Origin of the sequence: Gaetbulibacter aquiaggeris, from assembly GCF_044003965.1 — a bacterium.
Classification (GTDB): Bacteria; Bacteroidota; Bacteroidia; order Flavobacteriales; family Flavobacteriaceae; genus Yeosuana; species Yeosuana aquiaggeris.
This window is the reverse complement of the sequence record NZ_JBAWKC010000004.1, coordinates 216,986-235,738: the sequence shown is the minus strand read 5'-3', so window position 1 is coordinate 235,738 and position 18,753 is coordinate 216,986. Positions and strand designations below refer to the sequence as shown.

Sequence of the window (18,753 nt, the reverse complement as noted above, 5' to 3'; positions counted from 1 at the left end):
TATGAACTTCACATTAATTATATGTACATATATGCGACCGCAACCTATACTTAAATTGTTGCAGTCGGTTAAAGTGCAGACTTTATATCCTAATGACATTTTAATTATTGATGGATCTACCAATAGTGAAACTGAAATTATTTTAAAAGAAAATACGTTCGAAAATTTAAAGTATTTTAAAATTAATGAGAAGAATAGAGGCTTAACAAAACAGCGTAATTATGGTGTTAATTTAGTTGATGAAACATCAGAAATAATCTGTTTTTTAGATGATGATATTATTTTGGAACCACAATATTTCGAAAATTTAATTAAAACCTATTTAGAAAAACCCGATGCATTGGCGGTTGGAGGGTATATAACTAATGAAGTTAATTGGCAAGAGTCAGATAATCAAAATAATAAATCTAAATTTTATTACGACGGATGGATGCGAGAAGAGCCATCACGTTTTAAAATTCGCAAACTATTTGGTTTGTTACCAGATGTTAATCCTGGTTTTATGCCTACGTTTTCGCATGGGCGTTCCATTAGTTTTTTGCCGCCTTCAGGTAAAACATATCAAGTAGAACAACTTATGGGAGGTGTTTCCAGTTATAAAAAAGAAGTTTTTAAAAATCTAAAATTCTCAACGTATTTTGAGGGTTATGGGTTATATGAAGATGCCGATTTTTCGCTACGATTGGCTAAAAAAGGAAAGCTTTATATAAATACAAATGCGCAACTAGCTCATTATCATAATTTTTCTGGTCGCCCCAATAAATATCGTTATGGTAAAATGGTGATTAGAAATGGTTGGTATGTATGGCGTGTTAAATACCCCAATCCGTCCTTAAAAGCGAGGTTAAAGTGGCATTTAACAGCCATTTTATTGACCAAAATAAGACTACTTAATATAGTAACAACATCTAACAAAAAGGAAGCGTTGACTGAGAGTTTCGGACGTATTGTTGGTTGGTTTTCACTTATATTTAATGCTCCTAAGATAGAAATATGAGGTTTTTAATTATTTCGCATGCTTTACATAAAACTAAAGAAGACGCTATATTTAGTTATGCTCCTTATGTTCTTGAAATGAATTTATGGTTAAAATATGTAGAAAAAGTTGAAATTGTAGCACCTAGGATCGGGGGTGAGCAAACAGTAATTGAAATTGCTTATCAGCATAGTAATATTCACTTTAGTGCATTACCAGAAATACAATTTACGTCTTTTAAAACGACTCTGACATCTTTATTTAAGGTGCCAATTATTATTGCTGCTTTAATAAAAGCCTGCAAAAGAACAGATCATATTCATTTACGTTGCCCAGGCAATATTGGCTTCATAGGATGTATTGTTCAGATTTTTTTTCCGAAGAAAATGAAAACAGCAAAATATGCTGGAAATTGGGATCCAAAAGCAAAACAACCTTTAAGTTATAAATTGCAAAAGTGGATTTTAAGTAACACATTTTTAACTAAAAACATACAGGTTTTAGTCTATGGCGATTGGCCGTGTCAAACCAAAAATGTAAAACATTTTTTTACTGCAACCTATAGAAAATCAGAAATAATAGAACCGTTAAAAAGAGATTATTCTGGTTATTTAAAATTTGTTTTTATAGGAAGTTTGGTTGAAGGAAAACGACCATTATTAGCGATTCAAATTATTGAAGCCTTACACAAGGAAGGCATTCCTGTACATTTAGATATTTATGGCGATGGTGTTTTAAAAGAACTTTTAGAAGAGTATATTTCAGTTAATAAACTTGAAAAATTAGTTATATTACATGGAAATCAACCAAAAGAGGTTATAAAAGAAACATTAAAAAGAGCTCATTTTTCGATATTACCTTCAAAATCTGAAGGTTGGCCAAAAGCCATTTCAGAACCCATGTTTTTTGGCGTAATTCCTATTGCGACTTCTGTCTCATGTGTGCCTTATATGTTAGATTTTGGTAACCGGGGCATTTTAATGGAAGCTAACTTGAAACTAGATGTCATTCAAATTAAAGATGCATTAAAAGATGTTGATACATTAAAATCAATGTCTGAAAAAGCAGCCAATTGGTCTCAAAACTTTACTTTAGAGGTTTTTGAAACTGAAATTTCTAAATTGATACATCATTCATGAAAGTGTTACAGCTTATTGATTCATTAAATGCTGGTGGAGCAGAACGTGTAGCGGTAAATTATGCAAATTCATTGGTGCCCCGCATTGAAGTGTCTTATTTATGTTCAACACGAGAAGAAGGATTGTTAAAAACAAGTCTTTCTAAAGATGTCCATTATCTGTTTCTAAATAAAAAATATACTCTGGATTTTAAAGCCATTTCAAAACTACATCGTTTTATAAAAAGGCATGGAATCGATATTGTTCACGCCCATGCGTCCTCTTTTTTTTTAGCAACAATTATAAAAATATTACACCCAAAATTGGTTGTAATATGGCATGAACATTATGGAAATAGAGAAAAAACTTCATCAATAAATAAATTCATACTAAAAATTAGTTCTCATTTTTTTTCAGGTATTATAGCAGTCAATGATTCTTTAAAAACTCGATCAGAACACAAACTTTTAGCCAAAAAAGTATATGTGCTTTCTAATTTTCCGACAATAAATTTAGAATTAAAAACAACAACACTTCATGGCGAATCAGGAAAACGAATTGTTTGTTTAGCTAATTTAAGACCAGATAAAGATCATATTAATTTATTAAAAGCTTTTAATTCGATTCTTAATACCTATAATGATTGGAGTTTGCATTTAATAGGTGCATTTAGTGACGATGAATGTTACCATGCTATTAATGGTTTTATTGAATACAATAAATTGGATAATCATGTTTTTGTTTATGGAAGTTGTTCCGATGTACATCATATATTAAGACAAAGTACTATAGGTGTTTTGTCCTCAAAGTCTGAAGGCTTACCTTTAGCCTTATTAGAATATGGCTTAGCTGGTTTGCCAGTAATAGCTACCAAGGTAGGTGATTGTAATAAAGTTGTTTCCAATAAGGATGAAGGAATTTTAGTTGAACCAAAAAATGATAAAGTTTTAGCTGAAGCTTTATTAACTTTTATAAATGATGTAGATTTGACAAGACATGTTGCTAAAAAATTAAATAATAAAATAACATCTAGTTTTTCGGAATCGAGTACAATGGAAACTTTAATGAACATATATAAAAAACATCAAAAATGACCTTGTCATTATATTATAAACTGCTTGTTTTTCATGTCTTTTTAGCGGTGGTAATATTTCTATTTAGCCCATTTGCGACCCTATATTTTTTATTCATTACTATTTTTTTTAGTTATAAAATCTTCATGGCTCCAAAAAAAAACAAGTCTTTTTATGTATTAATGGCTTGTGCTTATATTGTGGGTATTGAAGTGTTTTTAAGAATGAATGGAGGCACTTTTTTTTATGAAGCTATTAAATATTTAGTGATTGCATTTATTATGATGGGTTTGATAAGCAATAGTTTTAGTAACCAATCTCTGATATTTGTTTTATATATATTGCTTCTAATACCAGGGATTTTTGTAGCCGTAACAGAAATGGGGTTTCAAACAGATATCCGAAGAGCCATAGCCTTTAATTTAAGTGGACCTGTGTGTTTGGGAATAACTGCTATATTTTGTTATAAGCGTACCATTACTTTTAAGCAAATTCAAAATATTTTGTTGTTTTTATTATTGCCCATAGTAAGTATGACTGTGTATTTGGTTTTGTATACCCCCAATTTACAAGAAGTTGTTACAGGTACTGAATCTAACTTTGAAACGTCTGGTGGTTTTGGTCCGAATCAAGTAGCTACGGTTTTAGGAATTGGTATGTTTGTGTTAGCTGTTAGGTTTTTTATATCAAAAGAAACTATTTTTCACAGATTATTTGATTTAGCTTTATTGGGAATTTTAAGTTTTAGAGCAATCATTACATTTAGTAGAGGAGGAGTCCTAACAGCAATAATCATGATTCTAAGTTTTATTGGATTATATTATATAAAAGTTAATTTAAAAACAAAATTTCGGATTAAGCTGTCCTTAATTATTTTCATGATAATGATACTTTTTACGTGGATTATAAGTTCGGTGCAAACGGGCGGCTTCATAGACAAGCGCTATGCTAATCAGGATGCAGCAGGTCGCGTTAAGGAAGATGTATCAACAGGTCGTTCTGATTTAATAGCTTTTGAGTTTGCCGAGTTTGTCGATAATCCATTTCTGGGAATTGGAGTTGGTAAAGTAAAAGAAGTACGTTTGAGCGAAACCGGGGTTGAAGCCGCCTCTCATAATGAAATAAGTCGCATTGTGGCAGAGCATGGATTGTTAGGGGTGTTTGCTTTTTTAATTTTACTCATTACGCCTTTGATTTATAGAATAAAGAATAAATCGAACTTGTTTTTTTATTCTTTTTATATCTTTTGGCTTCTGACTATTAATCATTCCGCTATGCGTATCGCGGCACCAGCCTTTATTTATGGACTTTGTTTGTTAAACATCAAGTATGAAGAATCTCCTGTACATAGGAAATCATCTATCCAAAACCGGTAAAACAGAAACCACTATTGAAACCTTGAGTAAATCCTTAAGACTTGAAGGTTATAAGGTTTTTGCCTTTTCAAATAAAAGGAATAAACTGGTTCGACTTTTTGATATGCTTTTTGCTATTTTAAAATATGCTATAAAAGTAGATTATGTTTTAATAGACACATATAGTACCTCAAATTTTTATTATGCCTTTTTATGTAGCCAATTATGTAGGATTGTTAATTTAAAGTTCATTCCCATTTTACACGGTGGTAATTTACCAAAGAGAATAAAATCAAATCCTAAATTAAGCAAAGCCATTTTTAAAAATGCATTTATAAACATTTCACCTTCCACATATATACAGTCTGAATTTTCAAAACAAGGTTTTTCTAATGTAATGATTATTCCAAATGCGATTGATCTTAAAAATTATCCTTTCAAACTAAGAGAATTTAAGACTATCAAATTGCTCTGGGTTCGTTCTTTTTCAGAAATATACAATCCGTTACTTGCTGTAAAAATTGTAAAATCTCTTAAGGATGAAGGATTAAACGCCTCACTTTGTATGGTAGGACCAGAAGGCGATGGTACTTTAGAAAAAACTAAAGATTATGCGAAAGCATTAGGGGTTGATGTCATTTTTACTGGAAAATTATCTAAAAATGAATGGATAAAAATGTCAACAGATTACAATGTGTTTCTCAATACCACTAATTTTGATAATATGCCAGTGAGCGTTATTGAAGCTATGGCATTAGGCTTGCCTATAATTTCAACGAACGTTGGTGGGTTGCCTTTTTTAATAAACCATAATGAAGATGGTATATTAGTGAACCGAGATGACGTTTCAGAGTTCGTGGATGCTATCAAAGAAATAAGATCATGTCCTGACAAAGCCATTAAATTAGCACAAAATGCCCGTCGAAAAGTTGAGGGTTATGATTGGGATAAAATTAAATCGCAATGGATTTCATTATTAGATTAATTTAGTTGCTATAAAAATTAACTTAGTATCTTTATGCTCTCTCATTTATAGATTCAAAAATGTTCAAAAAAGGGATTCATTTCAATATTTCCGAGCGTAAAGTTTTATTACGCATTTTTGATATTGTTTCCATTTTGGTTGTTTTATATTTTGTAAGTAACAGCTTTGATTTTGATTATTTTACCATTACCAAGGAAAATTGGAGATGGGTTTTTGTGCTCATTCTGTACGTTTCTATATTTGGAACTATTTTTGAGCTTTACGATCTGCAAAAATCAAGTAAAATTGAAAAGATTTCTACTAGTATTGTGTTTACTGTGTCTGTTACAGTTTTATTCTATTTTTTAACACCATTTTTCACGCCTCTTTTACCAGAAAATCGTCTACAGATCATATATTTTTATTTCGCCATTATTTTTGCATTGTTTCTATGGCGAATTGCCTATTTAACATTTATTGTGTCTCCAAGATTTTTTAAAAAAGTCCTAATAGTTGGAGAAACATCTAATATTAAAAATATCATAGAGATTTTTAATGATTCCGATCCAAATTATAAAATAGTAGGGTTTATTAATTGTGAAACTAAGAAAAAGGATAAAATTAAATTAAAGGGTATTGTTGAATATAGTCCTAAACAGATTTATCAAATTATAAAAGATGAAAATATTACAGAAATAGTAATTGCTACTTATAATTCAGAAAACATTACTCCTGAAATTTATGGAGACCTTATTACCTTATTAGAAGGTGGCTTCCCAATAAAGGAATACACGCAAGTTTATGAAGACATGACTCAACGTGTTCCCGTGCAATTTGTAGGTAAAGATTTTTATAAATACTTTCCGTTTAGCAGGAGTAATCAAAATAAGTTGTATTTATTTTTTTTCCGTTTTTTTGATTTGTTAATAGCCTTTTTAGGTATTTTTTTTGGTTGCCTGTTGCTTCCATTCATTGTTCTTGGAAATCTTGTTGCTAATCGTGGCTCACTATTTTATATACAAGAAAGAATAGGGAAAAACGGCCATTTATTCAGTATCATCAAGTATCGGACGATGGTTAAAAATGCAGAGAAAAACGGTGCTGTATGGTCAAAAAAGGGAGATGTAAGAATAACCCCTTTTGGTAGATTTTTGCGAAACTCAAGACTTGATGAGATGCCACAGTTTTTAAATATTTTAAAAGGAGAAATGAGTTTAATTGGGCCCAGGCCAGAACGCCCTCATTTTGTAAGAGAACTGTCTCAATCGATACCTTTTTACGAAACAAGGCATATTATTAAACCAGGCTTAACAGGTTGGGCGCAGGTTAATACGCGCTATGGTTCTTCGGTTGATGATAGCTTATTAAAACTTCAATATGATTTGTACTACATCAAGCACAGAAGCTTCTTTTTAGATGCCAATATTCTCATAAAAACTTTAAGCACCATCATTTTCTTTAGAGGGCAATAGCTTGTTGGTTAAAGTATTTTATCAGATAGAGATACCTTATAAAAAGGGCTATTAATAAAGGGATAAGTCCAAAGGCAAAAACCTGTACACCAATGATCCAATGTAATGTTAACAGGCATAATAGGATGACTAAAAACTTAAGGTATTTGATAAACCAAGTTTTTGGGATTTTTCTAAAAAGTTGTCCTATCACAAAAAGGTTTAAAGCACAAGCCCAAAGCAAATTATAATTTTGATGGGTCGCTTTATGATCAGTTGCAAACCATAGGAGTAATACAACAACGCCTATAATACCGGTAATACTAAACAAAGTTATGTCTAACCATTTACTTCTTTTGCTGCTCTTAAAATCTCTATAAGTTATAATTAGTATGAACAGCCCTATAAGACCAAAAACAACTATTGGGCTTATAAAAAAGTAGTTTGATTTTGGCTGATTGGTTTGTTTATAAACTAGGATACTTTGTCCAACTACTGCAGTGTTGTTATCTTTAAAAGTTGCATGATCAAAAAATATATGAATATTGGCTGGTAAAAACATGTGATCTTCAGCCGTTGCGATTTGATCTATAACAGAACCAAGGGCGACATCTATTCCTAAACTTCCCCAGGTGTTCCAATCTAATTTATCCTGTATTAAAGTTCTAAAAGTTTGAGGTTTAAAATCCTTTGGAGCATTGAATAAGATAGCATTATTGGTTGATTGGTTTAAAACGTCTTTAATTTTGGTAGCGCAATTATCATAAAAGAAATCATACAAATAATTTCTATTTTGTGGTTGGTAATTGTTTACTAAATAGTCATAAAGTTTTTGCTTTTGTTTTTGACTAAGATTTAATACCTGTTCTTCAACGCTTCTGTTTTGCCATTTATAAAACTTCACAAAATCATAATAATTACTGGCACCAATAGAATAATTTAATTTCCCTCTGGCAAAATTTAAGTAAAAATTAGGGGCATCAAAATCAAAGCGTCCATAATCAAAAGAAATATCTAAATTTTTGATTGGATCATTTATTCTTATCGCATTATGACCAAAAGCATCATTTAATGAGCTTCCCGGGGCAACGGTAATAATACTAATTTTAGCCTCATTGGATAAGGTAGAAGTTTGAGAAAATGAGTATGTGAAAAATATAAGAGAGACTGTGGTAAGTAGATTTTTAAACATAAAAAGACGTGATAAATTATCTAAAGATACTAAAATCGAGTTTCAATGAAAATACATTGGAGTAGAGCGCAACACTTTGGTCTCCTATATCAGTAAAAGCATAATCTACTTGTATACCATTGTATTTGAAACCAACACCAAAACTTGGTTGAAAACTTAATTGGTCCGTATTATCAATTTGTAATTCATTCTGAAAATTTCCAACACCAGTTCTTAAATAAATCATATCAATATACCCAAATTCAAAGCCTAAAGCCGGATTGATACTTGCAAATGACGACGAAAAAACATCATTATTTTCTTCAAAACGAACATTTAAATTCAGGGCTGCTAAAAAAGAATAATCATAATTGAAAGTCATCAATTTTGAAATGCCAATTTGAAGTTTTGGAATCGTGATCTCTGTTGTTTCTGGCAATTCTTGATTTTGTCCTTCAACGGCATTTTGAATTTTGGCAAAGGCGTCTTCATTAATATTCCATGCGTTGAACGTGGTTGTAATATCTCGAGCCATAAGTCCAAATCTCCATTTATTTTTACTTTCAAATTGAATACCTACATCTAAACCAAATCCCCAAGAAGAGGCGAAATCACCTATAATTCTTCGTATTACCTTCGCATTAACGCCATAATTCAGGCCTTCTACTGGTAGTTTTCTGGCGTATGAAAAGGTTAATCCATAATCTGCAGTAGAAAATAAACTGATTCTATCATAATTAATATTACCTTGATCATCAATGAGTTGTGTAGTGTCTAAGATGTCATCAACAGCAAACCTGATTAACGAAATGCCCATGGTGCTTCGGTCATCTATGGGTTTTGCAAAAGCAACATAATCATAGTTGGCAATATTGGCGAAATAACTAGAATGCATTAAAGACAACTGATTATCTTCAAGATTGACCAACCCGGCAGGATTCCAGTATCCAGAATTGACATCAGCCGTATGAGAGGTAACGGCACTACTCATTCCTAGCGCTGCCGCATCAACCCCAATATTCATAAATTCATTGGAATATTTTCTGGTAGTCTGACCAAAAAGGGTCACAGTAACAATTAAAAAAACAGTAGTTATATATGACTTCAATCGCAATTTTTTTACAAATATGCACATAATTTATTACCTATAAACTTGAAATATGGACAGATATTGTTTGATAGTTATTTTAGACGAAAAATGTTTGTTATTTTTACATACTACAAATATCGATATATGAAAAAATATATTCCTAATGCATTAACACTTTTAAATTTATTTTGTGGAAGTATTGCTGTAATTTTTGCGGTGAATAACAATTTTGTCGCGGCATCTTTTTTTGTTTTTATGGGAATATTTTTTGATTTCTTTGATGGTTTTTTTGCGAGAAAATTTAATGTTCAAGGTCCTTTAGGAGTGCAGTTAGATTCCTTGGCAGATATGGTCACCAGTGGATTAGTGCCTGGAATCATCATGTTTAAGTTATTGTCTTTGTCAATAAATGAACCTGATGTGATATTTTTACATGATGAATGGAATTCTGTTTTTCATTCAGGCGGAATGCCTTTTTCATTTATTCCTTTGATGGGCCTTTTTATAACCTTATCGTCAGCCTACAGATTAGCAAAATTTAATTTAGATGAAGATCAACAGAGTTATTTTAAAGGATTACCAACGCCTGCTAATACCTTGTTAATAATATCGCTACCATTGATAATTGAATTTCAAAATAGTGATTTAATGAATACCATTATTCTTAATAAATGGTTCTTAATAGCTTTAACGCTACTCAGCAGTTATCTTTTAAATTCAAACATTAAATTATTTGCATTAAAATTTAAAGAATGGGGATTTAAGGCCAATGCCTCACGATATACCTTTATTATGCTGTGTGTCATTTTATTAATTCTGTTGCAGTTTGCAGCTATTCCTGTAATTATTCTGCTATATATTTCAATGTCATTGTTAGATAGTATTGTTATAAAATAATATAAAAATTAAATGGCTTCAGGTTTTTTCGCCTTATTAGATGATATAGCAACTCTTATGGATGATGTGGTTGTTATGAGTAAAATCACAACAAAAAAAACAGCGGGTATTTTAGGTGATGATTTAGCGGTGAATGCAGAGAAGGCTACAGGGTTTGTTTCTTCAAGAGAATTACCTGTTATATGGGCCATAACAAAAGGCTCCTTTCTTAATAAACTTATTATTTTGCCTGTTGCATTTTTGTTGAGTTCTTTTTTGCCATGGGCGGTTACCTTGATTTTAGTTTTAGGAGGTTTTTATCTGGCTTATGAAGGCGTTGAAAAGATAGTAGAGTTTTTTGTGCCGCATCAACATTCAATAGAAGTGGTTAAAACAGATGGTATTTCAAAAGAAGAAGTATTGGAAGTTGAGAAAAAAAAGATAAAATCAGCCATTTTTACTGATTTCATATTGTCAATTGAAATAGTTATCCTGGCCTTAGGAACTGTTTTAGGAAAACCTGTTTTGTCTCAAATATTGGTGGTTTCTTTCGTTGCTATATTAGCAACTATTGGAGTTTATGGTATCGTAGCCTTGATAGTAAGAATGGATGATTTGGGTTTCAGGCTTATTAAAAAAAGTAATGACAAAAAAGGAATTACCTTAGCCATCGGAAAATCACTGGTTCGAGCCTTGCCAATAGTTATAAAAAGCCTATCTGTAATAGGTACGATTGCCCTTATTTTAGTGTCTGGTGGTATTTTTACTCATAACATACAACCATTGCATCATTTTTTGGAATTTATTCCTTCCTTTATTAAAGATGCCAATGTAGGATTAGTAGCTGGATTTTTAGTCTTTTTACTTTTAGGAATCTTTAGGAAGATATATAAGATAATTAAAACCTGATTTTTAATCTCTTATTTTCTTTTTACGCAATTCAAAATTTTGACCTAGATACACTTTTCTAACCATAGCATCACTAGCCAGTTCTTCAGGAATCCCTGCTTTTAAGATGCTTCCTTCAAACATTAAATAAGTGCGGTCCGTGATGGCTAGTGTTTCCTGTACATTATGGTCAGTAATTAATATGCCAATGTTTTTCTTTGTTAAATGGGCTACAATACGCTGTATATCTTCAACTGCCACCGGATCAACTCCAGCAAATGGTTCGTCTAATAATATAAAGCTAGGATCTGTTGCTAGCGCACGCGCAATTTCAGTTCGTCTTCTCTCTCCACCTGATAATAGATCACCGCGGTTCTTTCTGATATGTCCTAAACCAAATTCATCAATAAGGGATTCCATTTTATCCAGTTGTTCCTTCTTACTTAATTTGGTTAATTGTAAAACACTTAAAATGTTATCCTCTATACTCAGTTTTCTGAAAACAGAGGCTTCTTGAGCCAAGTATCCAATACCGTTTTGAGCTCTTTTATACATAGGATATTTAGTGATCTCTGTATTGTCAAGAAAAATTTTCCCACCATTAGGCTTTATTAAACCAACAATCATATAAAAGCTGGTTGTTTTTCCTGCACCATTAGGTCCTAATAGTCCAACAATTTCGCCTTGATTAACTTCCAGTGAAACATCTTTAACAACTTTTCGCCCACTATAGGACTTCATTAAATTTTCGGCTCTTAAAATCATATATCATTAATGAACGCTAAAAATAGTAAAATCATATAGACTATTTAGCAGTCATGGGTTTTAAATTGGTTTATTCTTGTGCCTCTAAAGCATCCCAAAATTCATAAGCGCGGCGTAAATGAGGAATAACAATGGTGCCGCCAACTAAAGTGGCAACACTAAGTGCTTCCACAACCTGATCTTTAGTTAAACCTAATTTGTAACTGGTTTCTAGATGGTATTTTATACAGTCATCACATCGTAATACCGCAGAAGCCACTAAACCTAACAATTCTTTAGTTTTAACATCTAAAGCCCCTTCAGTATACGTATTGGTGTCTAAGTTGAAAATACGTTTGATAATCTTATTGTTATCAGCTAAAATTTTATCATTCATTTTAGCACGATACTCATTAAATTCAGCAACTATATCAGACATGTTTTTTTTCTTTTCTTTTTTGATTTCTAATAACAATTCGTGAAATTAAGATACTTACCTGATAAAGGATAAGTATAGGAATAGCAACAATAACCTGACTGGCTATATCGGGTGGCGTAATAATAGCCGAAACAATTAATACGATCACTAAAGCATATTTTCTGTATTTTATAAGAAATGCCGGCGTTACCAATCCTACTTTGGTAAGAAAATAGATGATAATTGGTAGTTCAAATACCAAACCAGAAGCTAAAACGGAAGATCTGATGAGGCCGATATAACTGCTTAAATCAAAATCATTGTGAACTTCATTACTTACTTGGTAGGTTCCTAAAAAATTGATAGATAATGGGCAAATCACATAATAGCCAAATAAGACACCTAGGAAAAACAATAATGAAGATATAATAATAAAGCCTCTAGAATGTTTACGTTCATTTTGGTGTAATCCAGGACTGATAAATTTCCATAGTTGATAAACAACATAAGGGAAGGCAACAACAAAACCAGCCGTTATGGCAGTCCATATATGTGCTGAAAACTGGCCGGACATGGTACGGCTTTGAATTCTAAAAGGAAGTTCTGTAAAACAAAAACTTTCCATGCCTATATACTGTGAGGCTTTGCATAATAATTGGTAAGTAATAAAGCTTGCCTTTGATGGTCCAAAAATTAAAACATCAAAAATAAAACCTTTAGCCAAAAAAGCACCTGTTGCCGCTATTGTTATGGCAGCGACAGATTTAATTAAATGCCATCTTAAATCCTCAAGATGATCTAAAAAAGACATTTCATTTATATTTTTTTTTTTCATTATATGATACCTTCTTTTATTAAATCATGAATGTGCACTACACCGGCATACTTTCCATTTTCTTCAACAAGTAGCTGTGAAATGCTATGAGATTCCATAACGTCCATAGCATCAATAGCCATAGCGTCGGAGTTGATGCTTTTTGGATTTGTACTCATAATCTCTTTTGCAGTTAATAAAGACATGTTGTCAACCTTACTTAGCATTCTACGTAAATCTCCATCTGTAATAATACCAATAATTTTTTCGTTTTCTACAACGGCAGTAACTCCGAGCATTTTCTTGGAAATCTCAATAATCACATCCTTTAAAGGAGCATTTATGGCAACTTGAGGTTTTTCATTAATCGAAGACAGATCTCTGACTTTTAAATATAATTTTTTACCCAAGGCACCGCCTGGATGATATTTAGCAAAATCTTTACTTGAAAAACCTTTTAATTCCAACAAACAAACAGCTAATGCATCACCGATAACCAATTGTGCCGTAGTACTTGTGGTCGGCGCTAAATTATTCGGGCAGGCTTCCTTTTCAACGAAAGCATTTAAAACATAATCAACCTGTTGCCCTAGAAACGAGTCTTTATTACCCGTAATAGCTATCATTTTATTTTTTGCGTTTTTAATAAACGGAACAAGAACTTTAATTTCCGGAGTATTACCGCTTTTTGAAATAAAAATAACCACATCATCCTCGAGTATTAATCCTAAATCACCATGAATAGCATCCGCAGCATGCATAAAGATAGCTGGCGTTCCAGTTGAATTTAGCGTAGCAACTATCTTAGTAGCAATAATGGCACTTTTTCCAATACCCGTAATAATAACTCTTCCGGTTGAGTTGTGAATTAAATTTACCGCTTCTGCAAAATCATCATTTACTAATTCAGATAAATATAAAATAGCTTGACTTTCCAGTTCTATAGTGCGTTTAGCATTATTTATAATAGCCTTATTGGTATTCAAAATTTATGTTTTTTTTTAATAGATGCTTATAAAGATTTTACTATCTTTAAACTTGGTCAAATTAAAATTAGTTTATAATTTTAATTTCGGTTACAAAACTAACGAAAAAAAAAGAGGGTTCTCAAAATTCATTACTAAATTAATTGCTGTTTTTTTTGATTGTTTAGAGTGTTTTTATATTTTAAAATTAAATTTTAAAAAAGTACATGTCAATAACAAAAAGTGACTTGCATGCTGCACTGAAAAAGTTTTTTGGTTTCAACAAGTTTATGGGACTTCAAGAAGGTGTGGTTGAAAGTATTTTAGCTAGAACAAACACCTTTGTAATTATGCCAACTGGTGGTGGTAAATCATTATGCTATCAGTTACCAGCTTTGATGCAGGAAGGAACGGCTATTGTCGTGTCTCCGTTAATAGCTTTAATGAAAAATCAGGTTGATGCTATTAGAGGGATTTCAAATGAAGAAGGCGTCGCTCATGTGCTTAATTCATCTTTAAATAAGACAGAAATTAAGCGTGTAAAAGAAGATATTGTAAACGGCATCACAAAATTATTATACGTAGCACCAGAATCTCTGACCAAGGAGGAAAATGTTGAATTTTTACGTTCTGTAACAGTCTCATTTATGGCCATTGATGAAGCCCATTGTATTAGTGAATGGGGACATGACTTCAGACCGGAATACAGAAATTTAAAACAAATTATTTCCAGAATAGGGGATAATATACCCATCATTGCCTTAACAGCAACAGCGACTCCAAAAGTTCAAGAAGATGTTATTAAAAATTTAGGTATTGTTGGAGCTAAAACATTTAAAGCGTCTTTTAATAGGCCCAATTTATATTATGAAGTGAGGTCTAAAAGCAAAAATGTTGATGCTGATATTATTCGTTTCATAAAACAGAATAGTGGCAAGTCTGGAATAGTTTATTGTTTAAGCCGCAAGCGTGTAGAAGAATTGGCTCAAGTATTGCAGGTCAATGGTATTAAAGCGGTACCCTATCATGCTGGTTTAGATGCCAAAACAAGAACGAGTCATCAGGATAAATTTCTTATGGAAGATGTTGATGTGGTTGTGGCAACCATTGCATTCGGTATGGGAATTGACAAACCAGATGTACGTTTTGTCATTCATCATGATATTCCAAAAAGTATTGAAAGTTATTACCAAGAAACGGGTAGAGCAGGTCGTGATGGTGGCGAGGGGCATTGCCTAGCCTTTTACGCTTATAAGGATATTGAAAAATTGGAAAAATTCATGTCCGGAAAACCGGTAGCGGAACAAGAAATTGGCCAAGCCTTATTACAGGAAGTTGTGGCCTTTGCCGAAACTTCTATGTCCAGAAGAAAATTTATTCTTCACTATTTTGGAGAAGAGTTTGATAATGAAACGGGAGAAGGTGGTGACATGGATGATAATGTGCGTTTTCCTAAAAAGAAGCATGAAGCAAACGAGGATGTTAAACTTCTTTTAGAAACCATTCAAAACACCAATGAAAAATATAAATCTAAAGATTTAGTAAATGTGATTATAGGAAAGGAAAATGCCTTAATAAAATCACATAGAACGGATGAACAAGCATTTTTTGGTAAAGGAAGCCATAAAGACAATAAGTATTGGATGGCTTTACTTAGGCAAGTTTTGGTTGCCGGGTATCTTAAAAAGGATATTGAGACTTATGGTGTTATTAAATTAAATGATTCAGGGATTGATTTTATTTCAAAACCAAAATCATTTATGATGACCGAAGATCATGTTTATGATATTGATCAAGATGAGGCTAATGTTATAACTTCGGCTAAAGGAGGTGGTGCATCAGCAGATGAAGTACTCATGGGTATGCTTAGAGATTTGCGTAGAGTCAATGCTAAAAAATTAGGAGTGCCACCATTTGTTGTTTTTCAAGATCCTTCATTAGAAGATATGGCTTTAAAATATCCAATGACACTAACTGAACTAGCAAATGTTCATGGGGTTGGTGACGGAAAAGCAAAAAAGTACGGAAAGGATTTTATTGAATTAATAGCAAATTATGTCGAAGAAAATGACATCATTCGCCCTGATGATTTGGTCGTAAAATCAACAGGAACTAATTCTGCCATTAAACTTTATATTATTCAAAATATTGACAGGAAATTACCACTTGATGATATAGCCTCTTCAAAAGGAATGTCAATGAAAGAATTTATAAAAGAAATGGAGGCTATTGTATATTCAGGTACTAAACTGAATATTAATTACTGGATTGATGAAATTTTAGATGAAGATCAACAAGAAGAAATTCATGATTATTTTATGGAATCTAAAACCGATAATATAGATATAGCTATTAAAGAGTTTGATGGCGATTATGATGATGAAGAACTTCGTTTGTACCGCATTAAATTTATAAGTGAAGTGGCAAATTAAAACGTGAACTTCTTTATTTATGCTTCTTACTTCTAACTTAGTTTTCTATCTTTGCAACTTCAATTAAAATAAAGAAAGATGCAAGACGGTTTATACGCAAAATTTAAGACTAACAAAGGCGAAATTTTAGTTGCTTTAGAATACAAGAAAACACCTGGTACAGTTGGTAACTTCGTGTCTTTAGCAGAAGGAAATTTAGAAAATTCGGTAAAACCACAAGGGACTCCTTATTATGCTGGTTTAAAATTTCATAGAGTAATTCCAGATTTTATGATTCAAGGTGGATGCCCACAAGGTACGGGGTCAGGAAATCCTGGATATCAGTTTGATGATGAATTTCATGTAGACTTAAAACATGATGGTCCTGGAGTGTTATCTATGGCAAATGCTGGTCCAGGTACCAATGGAAGTCAATTTTTTATTACACATGTAGCAACACCTTGGTTAGATAATAATCATACGGTTTTTGGTAAAGTTGTGGAAGGACAAGATGTGGTTGATGCCATTGTACAAGGTGATAAAATTGAAAGTTTAGAAATTATAAGAGTTGGAGCAGAAGCCGAAGCTTATAATTCTGTAGAAGCTTTTAGAACCTTTGAAGGTTCAAGAGAAAAAAGAATTGCTGAAACTAAAAAGGCTGCTCAAGCTGAATTAGACAAGCTAGCCGCTGGTTTTACTGAAACTAAAAGCGGATTGCGTTACCAAATCATTCAAAAAGGTAATGGTAAGAAAGCCGAAAAAGGGAATATGGTGTCTGTACATTACAAAGGGCAATTAGTTGATGGAACTGTATTTGATTCTTCATATAAACGCAATGAGCCTATTGATTTTCAAGTTGGTGTAGGTCAAGTTATTTCAGGTTGGGATGAAGGAATTTTGTTATTGCAGGTAGGCGATAAAGCAAGATTGGTTATTCCAAGTCATTTGGGTTATGGAAGCAAAGGTGCTGGTGGGGTAATTCCTCCAAACGCGACTTTGATCTTTGATGTAGAGTTAATGGCCATAAAATAAGCTTATTTGAATATTTTTACCTTTAATTAGGTAACATATAACAAAAAAAATCGTCTCATATTTAATGAGACTTTTTTTTTCTTAAATTTTGGAATTTAACTAATTATCAGATTAAAATACAAATGAGAGCTATATTATTTTGTTTATTTACTATAATTGTTATTTCTGGTTGCTCAAAAAACGTGCAATATTCTGAAGAATTTAAAGAAAAAACCGCTGGTCGCTATTTATTTAATTCAGAAGTTGTTATTGATGTTTATTTTGAAAATAATGATTTGTTTTTAAAGTGGCAGGGAGAAAAAGTAATGAAGCCAATTATTTTGGATGAAAATACTTTTTTTGTTGCAGATATGTACAAGAAATTTCATTTTGTAGAGCATCCTCAAACTAAAAAGCACTATTTATCTATATTGGATGAAGATGATGAGAATGTTATTTCTTATGATTATTTAAAAGTGTCAGATTCTTTTAAAACACCAAGTATGTATTTAGAAAATAAGGAATTTGATAAAGCATTATTAGGGTATTTGGATATTCAAAAGCAAGATTCTACAAGCGTCTTTATCAATGAAATCGATTTTAACAGAAAAGGGTATGAATTATTAAGAGAAAAAAAATATCAGGATGCCATCAATGTCTTTAAAATTAATGTGGCTTTATATCCTAAAAGTGATAATGTATATGATAGTTTAGCTGATGCCTATTTAAGAAATGGAGACAGTTTACTGGCTTTTAATAATTATAAGAAAGCCTTAGAATTGAATACAGGGAACGACCGAGCTAAAGAATATATAAAAAAGTATTCAAAAAATAAATAGGGGAATAATTATTTGATTTGGCATAATCTTATATTTGTTATATGACGAATGAAGCATTATATCAATTGCAGTATCCTATAGGGAAATTTGAAGTACCAAACTTCATTTCAAAAAATAAGATTGAAGATTGGATTTCAATACTAGAACATTTCCCTAACCGTTTGGAGCATTTAGTTAAGAATTTATCCGATAAGCAATTGGATTCGCCTTATAGGCTTGGGGGTTGGACTGTCAGGCAAGTAGTGCATCATCTTTCAGACAGTCATCATCATAGTTATACCAGATTTAAATGGGCTCTAACAGAAGAGAATCCAGTCATAAAAGCTTATGATGAAGGGGATTGGGCAGAACTTTATGATTCAAAAACAGGTCCTATTGAAATGTCACTTCAACATTTAAAAGCTATTCATTTTAAACTTGTCTATCTGTTAAAAAGTTTATCAGAAGAAGATTTGAACAGGTCTTTTATTCATCCTCAGACAAATAAGGAAGTTATTTTAAAACATAATATTGGCTTGTATGCCTGGCATAGTAACCACCATTATGCCCATATAGAAAATTTACTAAACGTTAACCAATGGATTTAATT

18 protein-coding genes are annotated in these 18,753 nt (G+C 32.0%); 12 read left to right on the top strand and 6 right to left on the bottom strand.

Features of this window, described 5'->3' with window-relative positions; all coding sequences use genetic code 11:
- The first annotated feature begins 1 nt into the window (after position 1).
- The 6 genes from V8G56_RS12860 to V8G56_RS12835 all read left to right on the top strand — a co-directional run bounded on the left by V8G56_RS12860 (position 2) and on the right by V8G56_RS12835 (position 6,958).
- Positions 2 to 997, top strand: a complete 996-nt coding sequence (locus tag V8G56_RS12860) for a glycosyltransferase family 2 protein (protein WP_395438857.1) — start codon at positions 2 to 4, stop codon at positions 995 to 997.
- Positions 994 to 2,115, top strand: coding sequence for a glycosyltransferase family 4 protein (locus V8G56_RS12855; protein WP_395438856.1), 1,122 nt, complete (start codon positions 994 to 996; stop codon positions 2,113 to 2,115). Before V8G56_RS12860 ends, V8G56_RS12855 begins: the two co-directional genes overlap by 4 nt.
- A complete protein-coding gene (locus V8G56_RS12850; protein ID WP_395438855.1) occupies positions 2,112 to 3,188 on the top strand; it encodes a glycosyltransferase in 1,077 nt (358 codons plus the stop codon). Before V8G56_RS12855 ends, V8G56_RS12850 begins: the two co-directional genes overlap by 4 nt.
- A gap of 125 nt (positions 3,189 to 3,313) precedes the next feature.
- Positions 3,314 to 4,543: an O-antigen ligase family protein gene (locus V8G56_RS12845; RefSeq protein ID WP_395438854.1), complete on the top strand. Its 1,230-nt coding sequence runs from the start codon at positions 3,314 to 3,316 to the stop codon at positions 4,541 to 4,543.
- The gene (locus V8G56_RS12840; protein WP_395438853.1) at positions 4,497 to 5,507 is read left to right on the top strand and encodes a glycosyltransferase family 4 protein; all 1,011 of its coding nucleotides are present in this window, start codon (positions 4,497 to 4,499) and stop codon (positions 5,505 to 5,507) included. The genes V8G56_RS12845 and V8G56_RS12840 overlap by 47 nt, the downstream gene beginning before the upstream one ends.
- Before the next feature lie 59 nt (positions 5,508 to 5,566).
- Positions 5,567 to 6,958, top strand: coding sequence for an exopolysaccharide biosynthesis polyprenyl glycosylphosphotransferase (locus V8G56_RS12835; protein WP_395438852.1), 1,392 nt, complete (start codon positions 5,567 to 5,569; stop codon positions 6,956 to 6,958).
- Here the strand turns inward: V8G56_RS12835 and V8G56_RS12830 are convergent.
- Together V8G56_RS12830 and V8G56_RS12825 are read right to left on the bottom strand one after the other, a co-directional pair.
- Complete coding sequence (locus V8G56_RS12830; RefSeq protein ID WP_395438851.1) at positions 6,945 to 8,129, bottom strand: lipoprotein N-acyltransferase Lnb domain-containing protein; 1,185 nt, start codon at positions 8,127 to 8,129, stop codon at positions 6,945 to 6,947. The genes V8G56_RS12835 and V8G56_RS12830 overlap by 14 nt on opposite strands.
- A gap of 16 nt (positions 8,130 to 8,145) precedes the next feature.
- Complete coding sequence (locus V8G56_RS12825; RefSeq protein ID WP_449528518.1) at positions 8,146 to 9,216, bottom strand: putative type IX sorting system protein PorV2; 1,071 nt, start codon at positions 9,214 to 9,216, stop codon at positions 8,146 to 8,148.
- A 126-nt stretch (positions 9,217 to 9,342) separates the two neighbouring features.
- Here V8G56_RS12825 and V8G56_RS12820 point away from each other — a divergent pair, with 126 nt between their 5' ends.
- Together V8G56_RS12820 and V8G56_RS12815 are read left to right on the top strand one after the other, a co-directional pair.
- Positions 9,343 to 10,095, top strand: a complete 753-nt coding sequence (locus V8G56_RS12820) for a CDP-alcohol phosphatidyltransferase family protein (RefSeq protein ID WP_395438850.1) — start codon at positions 9,343 to 9,345, stop codon at positions 10,093 to 10,095.
- 12 nt (positions 10,096 to 10,107) lie between these two features.
- On the top strand, positions 10,108 to 10,983 hold the full coding sequence (locus V8G56_RS12815; RefSeq protein ID WP_395438849.1) for a DUF808 domain-containing protein: 876 nt from the start codon (positions 10,108 to 10,110) through the stop codon (positions 10,981 to 10,983).
- A 3-nt stretch (positions 10,984 to 10,986) separates the two neighbouring features.
- On the opposite strand, the gene lptB is transcribed toward V8G56_RS12815, so the two are convergent.
- From lptB to V8G56_RS12795, 4 genes are all read right to left on the bottom strand, one after another.
- The gene (lptB, locus tag V8G56_RS12810; RefSeq protein ID WP_331633586.1) at positions 10,987 to 11,727 is read right to left on the bottom strand and encodes an LPS export ABC transporter ATP-binding protein; all 741 of its coding nucleotides are present in this window, start codon (positions 11,725 to 11,727) and stop codon (positions 10,987 to 10,989) included.
- A gap of 70 nt (positions 11,728 to 11,797) precedes the next feature.
- Complete coding sequence (locus V8G56_RS12805; RefSeq protein ID WP_395438848.1) at positions 11,798 to 12,145, bottom strand: carboxymuconolactone decarboxylase family protein; 348 nt, start codon at positions 12,143 to 12,145, stop codon at positions 11,798 to 11,800.
- A complete protein-coding gene (tatC, locus tag V8G56_RS12800; protein WP_395438847.1) occupies positions 12,138 to 12,959 on the bottom strand; it encodes a twin-arginine translocase subunit TatC in 822 nt (273 codons plus the stop codon). Before tatC ends, V8G56_RS12805 begins: the two co-directional genes overlap by 8 nt.
- Positions 12,959 to 13,924 (bottom strand): KpsF/GutQ family sugar-phosphate isomerase, encoded by a 966-nt coding sequence (locus V8G56_RS12795; protein WP_395438846.1) that lies wholly within the window; start codon positions 13,922 to 13,924, stop codon positions 12,959 to 12,961. The genes tatC and V8G56_RS12795 overlap by 1 nt, the downstream gene beginning before the upstream one ends.
- 206 nt (positions 13,925 to 14,130) lie before the next feature.
- Between V8G56_RS12795 and V8G56_RS12790 the strand changes: the two genes are divergently transcribed.
- The 4 genes from V8G56_RS12790 to V8G56_RS12775 all read left to right on the top strand — a co-directional run bounded on the left by V8G56_RS12790 (position 14,131) and on the right by V8G56_RS12775 (position 18,751).
- Positions 14,131 to 16,335: a RecQ family ATP-dependent DNA helicase gene (locus V8G56_RS12790; protein WP_395438845.1), complete on the top strand. Its 2,205-nt coding sequence runs from the start codon at positions 14,131 to 14,133 to the stop codon at positions 16,333 to 16,335.
- Between the two features lie 78 nt (positions 16,336 to 16,413).
- Positions 16,414 to 17,346, top strand: coding sequence for a peptidylprolyl isomerase (locus tag V8G56_RS12785; RefSeq protein ID WP_395438844.1), 933 nt, complete (start codon positions 16,414 to 16,416; stop codon positions 17,344 to 17,346).
- Positions 17,347 to 17,468: 122 nt separating this feature from the next.
- A complete protein-coding gene (locus V8G56_RS12780; RefSeq protein ID WP_395438843.1) occupies positions 17,469 to 18,164 on the top strand; it encodes a tetratricopeptide repeat protein in 696 nt (231 codons plus the stop codon).
- 41 nt (positions 18,165 to 18,205) lie between these two features.
- Entirely contained in the window at positions 18,206 to 18,751 is a 546-nt protein-coding gene (locus tag V8G56_RS12775) for a YfiT family bacillithiol transferase (protein WP_395438842.1), read from the top strand.
- Positions 18,752 to 18,753 lie beyond the last annotated feature (2 nt).

Bases quoted from the DNA above. Each gene is read 5' to 3' on its own strand.
- lptB (WP_331633586.1), bottom strand. From the start codon at position 11,727: ATGATTTTAAGAGCCGAAAATTTAATGAAGTCCTATAGTGGGCGAAAA.
- tatC (WP_395438847.1), bottom strand. From the start codon at position 12,959: ATGAAAAAAAAAAATATAAATGAAATGTCTTTTTTAGATCATCTTGAG.
- V8G56_RS12805 (WP_395438848.1), bottom strand. From the start codon at position 12,145: ATGTCTGATATAGTTGCTGAATTTAATGAGTATCGTGCTAAAATGAAT.
- V8G56_RS12860 (WP_395438857.1), top strand. From the start codon at position 2: ATGAACTTCACATTAATTATATGTACATATATGCGACCGCAACCTATA.
- V8G56_RS12775 (WP_395438842.1), top strand. From the start codon at position 18,206: ATGACGAATGAAGCATTATATCAATTGCAGTATCCTATAGGGAAATTT.
- V8G56_RS12845 (WP_395438854.1), top strand. From the start codon at position 3,314: ATGGCTCCAAAAAAAAACAAGTCTTTTTATGTATTAATGGCTTGTGCT.
- V8G56_RS12840 (WP_395438853.1), top strand. From the start codon at position 4,497: ATGAAGAATCTCCTGTACATAGGAAATCATCTATCCAAAACCGGTAAA.
- V8G56_RS12780 (WP_395438843.1), top strand. From the start codon at position 17,469: ATGAGAGCTATATTATTTTGTTTATTTACTATAATTGTTATTTCTGGT.
- V8G56_RS12830 (WP_395438851.1), bottom strand. From the start codon at position 8,129: ATGTTTAAAAATCTACTTACCACAGTCTCTCTTATATTTTTCACATAC.
- V8G56_RS12850 (WP_395438855.1), top strand. From the start codon at position 2,112: ATGAAAGTGTTACAGCTTATTGATTCATTAAATGCTGGTGGAGCAGAA.
- V8G56_RS12785 (WP_395438844.1), top strand. From the start codon at position 16,414: ATGCAAGACGGTTTATACGCAAAATTTAAGACTAACAAAGGCGAAATT.
- V8G56_RS12820 (WP_395438850.1), top strand. From the start codon at position 9,343: ATGAAAAAATATATTCCTAATGCATTAACACTTTTAAATTTATTTTGT.
- V8G56_RS12855 (WP_395438856.1), top strand. From the start codon at position 994: ATGAGGTTTTTAATTATTTCGCATGCTTTACATAAAACTAAAGAAGAC.
- V8G56_RS12835 (WP_395438852.1), top strand. From the start codon at position 5,567: ATGTTCAAAAAAGGGATTCATTTCAATATTTCCGAGCGTAAAGTTTTA.
- V8G56_RS12790 (WP_395438845.1), top strand. From the start codon at position 14,131: ATGTCAATAACAAAAAGTGACTTGCATGCTGCACTGAAAAAGTTTTTT.
- V8G56_RS12815 (WP_395438849.1), top strand. From the start codon at position 10,108: ATGGCTTCAGGTTTTTTCGCCTTATTAGATGATATAGCAACTCTTATG.